The 4,027-nt window shown below is 47.4% G+C and carries 2 protein-coding genes and 2 pseudogenes; 3 read left to right on the top strand and 1 reads right to left on the bottom strand.

Going from position 1 to position 4,027, the window contains the following annotated elements; translation table 11 throughout:
• Window positions 1–135 precede the first annotated feature (135 nt).
• The 3 genes and pseudogenes from F6K38_RS36625 to F6K38_RS36615 form a co-directional block, all read left to right on the top strand.
• Window positions 136–1,707 (top strand): SufS family cysteine desulfurase, encoded by a 1,572-nt coding sequence (locus tag F6K38_RS36625; protein WP_502709638.1) that lies wholly within the window; start codon window positions 136–138, stop codon window positions 1,705–1,707.
• 208 nt (window positions 1,708–1,915) lie between these two features.
• Complete coding sequence (locus F6K38_RS36620; RefSeq protein ID WP_287359926.1) at window positions 1,916–2,944, top strand: family 2B encapsulin nanocompartment shell protein; 1,029 nt, start codon at window positions 1,916–1,918, stop codon at window positions 2,942–2,944.
• Window positions 2,945–2,974: 30 nt separating this feature from the next.
• Window positions 2,975–3,604 (top strand): annotated as a pseudogene (locus F6K38_RS36615) (LamG domain-containing protein); the annotation flags it as partial.
• Between the two features lie 185 nt (window positions 3,605–3,789).
• Here the strand turns inward: F6K38_RS36615 and F6K38_RS36610 are convergent.
• Window positions 3,790–4,027 (bottom strand): annotated as a pseudogene (locus F6K38_RS36610) (AIR synthase-related protein); the annotation flags it as partial.

The following is a 4,027-nucleotide window of genomic DNA, read 5'->3' as shown; positions in this document are numbered from 1 at the left end:
ACACCGGCTTCTTCCCAACCTGCATCTTTATTTGAGGAAAGTTCCTCCGATTATTACTTTTTGCAGAATCTGTCTCCAACCATAACCTCTGCTGCCTCTACGCTACCTGCTGGTGACCCATCCGGTACCAACACCGTGGCCCCGGAACAACTCGGAGGGGCAATAGAAACCCAGAGCCGTGAGCTACAAGGTCAAGGGGAAGGGGAAATCCGAAACCTCAAACAACTTGGGGGACAGAGCACCAGCGAGGCTCTACCCCAGGTTGAGATGCTACCCGGTGCCGAGTTCCTGAGCATTTTAGAGGAAGGGGCTGGTCACATTCCTCTGAGTGAAGCAGATCTGCATCAGTCTCTAACCGAACCTCCAGCAGCGGTGCCCCTACCCCCTGGAAGCACACCTAAGTTTTACTTTTTGCCAGACTCAAAACCGGCGGAGTCAAGCTCATCCAAGCCTTCCACTGATCAGCAAACCTCGCAACTGCCCCAGGATAGCTTTGATGTGGAAGCGGTACGGCGAGACTTCCCAATTCTGCACCAGCAGGTTCATGGCAAGCCACTGATCTGGATGGATAATGCGGCCACCAGTCAAAAACCCCAGAGCGTGATCGATACTCTATCCCAGTTCTACGAGCAGGATAATTCCAATGTGCACCGAGGGGCTCATACCCTAGCGGCGCGCTCTACCAATGCCTACGAAGACGCTCGGGAGAAAATTCAACGGTTTCTGGGCGCAAGTTTAGCCAAGGAAATTGTCTTTGTACGGGGTACGACCGAAGGCATTAATCTGGTGGCGCAAACCTATGGTCGCAAGCATGTTAAAGCTGGGGATGAGATTGTGCTCACCACTTTAGAGCACCACTCTAACATTGTGCCCTGGCAGATGCTAGCCCAAGAGAAAGGGGCCCTGTTAAAGGTTGCTCCTATTAGTGATCAAGGGGAAATCCTACTGGAGGAATATCAAAAACTGCTCAGCGATCGCACCCGTATCGTTGCCCTGAGTCATGTTTCCAATGTGTTGGGAACGGTGCTGCCCATCAAAACCATGGCAGCTATGGCTCATCGCCATGGTGCTACGGTGGTGGTCGATGGGGCTCAATCGGTTCCCCATTTCCGAACCAATGTTCAAGACCTGGGGGCTGACTTTTATGTTTTCTCCGGTCACAAGCTCTTTGGCCCCACTGGCATTGGTGCTCTCTATGGTAAGGCAGCTTTACTCAAAGAGATGCCCCCCTGGCAAGGCGGTGGCAACATGATTGAGTCTGTTTCCTTTGAAAAAACCACCTTTAACGACATTCCAGCTAAATTTGAAGCAGGTACCGGCAACCTGGCAGCAGCCGTAGGTTTAGGGGCAGCCATTGACTATATCAATCAAATTGGTTTTGAAGCGGCGGCTAAACATGAAGAAGCATTGATGGCTTATGCTACAGCAGCAATGGCAGCCATTCCAGGATTGCGCCAGATTGGCACAGCAGCGGGTAAGGTCAGTACGCTGTCCTTTACTCTTAAGAATATTTCTTCAGAGGATATGGGGAAATTCTTGGATAGTGAAGGCATTGCCGTACGTGCTGGACATCATTGCGCCCAACCCACCCTGAAACGGTTTGGGTTGACTAGCACTGTGCGCCCCTCCTTAGCGTTTTACAACACCTTTGGAGAAGTAGATAAGCTGATTGCAGCAATTAAAAAGGCCAAACACCAGCTATCCTAAAACTCAATCTAAATATCATAATCAGGGTAAACGCATCTTGTCAATAAACTGGGAGTATTTTTCAATAAACCAGGCTTTATTGCGCTTGTTGACAAGGAATTTTATACATAAAATAGTGTTTATTTAATTTTAAAAACACTATATATAGGAATCGTGCCAATTAGATGCGTTTACCCTTAGACCCTAATCGTTTAAGAGAACCCATCCCATGGTTTACACATCGGAGCAGCCACAACAGAGTTTAAGTGTTCGTGCAGCCAAGAAACTAGCCTGCACCATGAAATCCCCACCGCAAATGCGGGCCATTTCACCACGCTGGTTGCTCCAGCTATTGCCTTGGGTTGAAGTGTCAGGGGGGACTTACCGTGTCAACCGACGGGATGTCAGGATTTTAGAGAACGTTGCCGCAAACGAGGACGGAGAAAAGAACATTGACATCTTAAGTTGTCACGAAGGGGAACCCACCCTCACCCAAACCTTTGTTGACTACGACGATGATCCGCCGGAATATCCCTTAAGGGTGGCTCAAACGATTGTGCGGGTGCATACCCGGGTCAGTGACCTCTACAGCAATGCCAGAGATCAGTTGCAAGAGCAGTTGCGCTTGACTATTGAAGCGCTAAGGGAGCGCAAGGAATGGGAAATTGTCAATAACGATGGCAATGGTGATCCAGACCGAGCCTTTGGGTTACTCCACAGGGCGGATCCTTCCATGCGACTCTCAACACGCACAGGTCCCCCCACCCCGGATGATTTCGATGAACTCCTGGCTAAGGTGTGGAAACAACCTGCTTTTTTCCTGGCCCACCCCAAGGCGATCGCTGCCTTTGGTCGGGAATGCACTCGTCGTGGGGTTCCCCCAGCCACGGTGAACCTGTTTGGATCGCCCTTTATCACCTGGCGTGGAGTTCCCATTATTGCCAGTAACAAACTTGCCGTAGACGCCAAAGGCAAATCCAATATTCTGCTGATGCGCGTGGGTGAAGCGCAGCAAGGGGTGGTAGGGCTGCGTAAAACCGGCTTGATTGGCGAACATGAAGAGATTCCAGGTGTGTCGGTGCGCTTGATGGGCATTGACCAGAAGGCGATCGCCTCCTACCTCGTCACCCTTTACTTTTCCGCCGCCGTACTGGTTCCCGATGCTTTGGGGGTACTAGAAAATGTAGATATTGGCCGTTATTATGATGAAGATGGAAATAGTAGGAAAAGACCCTCGGCATCTTCTGTGTCTTCCTAACAGACTGTTCTCACATTTGATGGTGAGGATGATTATATCGATTTGGGAAATCAGCCTGAATTTAAAATTGCCAAAGAGATCACCCTAGAAGCTTGGGTTTATTGTGAAGCCCAAGTTAGAGAGGCTGGTATTATTTCCAATGTTTTTGATACAGGTTCTGCTAAGAGTGGATACGGTCTCTTACTCAATGGGAAAAGCGGGATATTTTTTGCTTTGAAAACCTCATCTCAAAAAATTCTGTATTTGAATAGTAAAAGCAATAGCCTTACATTAAATCAATGGCATCATATTGCTGGAACTTACGATGGTAAAGAAATGAAGGTCTATGTGGATGGAGTAGAAAAAGCAACTCGAGCTATAGAATCTTCTGGTATTGATTACGAGCCCGAAAATGATTTAGCAATTGGCAGATATAACGATAACAATGAAACCCATCTTTTTAAGGGTAAGATTGCTGAAGTCAGGCTTTGGGGAGTGACTCGTACTCAGGCAGAAATCCAACAGGATATATCCCGCCGTTTGATCGGCAATGAACCAGGACTAGAGGGATATTGGCCTTTGGACGAAGGTAGTGGCAATACCGTTTCTGATCGTACAAGTCATGGTAACAATGGCACAATTAATGGTGCAACTTGGGGGACTTCTGATTTGCAGCTTTGACCAAAATCTGCAAAAGTCAAATCAGCAACTCCAAGGTCTAATATTGTTTTTCCCTCAGATGCTTCTAAGACCGTTTGGTAAAATAAAATAGGGACAATATAATTGTTCTAAGGGTTGTCCTGTAGACAACCCTATTTATTTTTTTCACAATCAGTATTTACCTGCAATATGCTGTAGTTTTCTCTTTAGCCAATATTCAGGGTAATTGGCATACTTTCCGGAGCAGGAATAACCCTACCAATCAAGGAGCTTTGCTTGTGACCAAATGTTTTCAACTTCTTGATACATTCATCAACGTTTTCAGCTGGAATAGCAGCCAGGAGTCCACCAGAGGTTTGAGGGTCAAATAACAACTGGTATTTGGCTAAATCACTAGCCTGGGTAGCATTATTGATGTAGATGGCTAGTCGTAAATTTTGAGGG

The sequence above is a fragment of the Moorena sp. SIO3B2 genome (genome assembly GCF_010692525.1).
In the GTDB taxonomy this organism is placed as follows: domain Bacteria; phylum Cyanobacteriota; class Cyanobacteriia; order Cyanobacteriales; family Coleofasciculaceae; genus Moorena; species Moorena producens.
The sequence above is the reverse complement of the archived record's forward strand: the minus strand, read 5'-3'. Positions and strand labels throughout refer to the sequence as shown.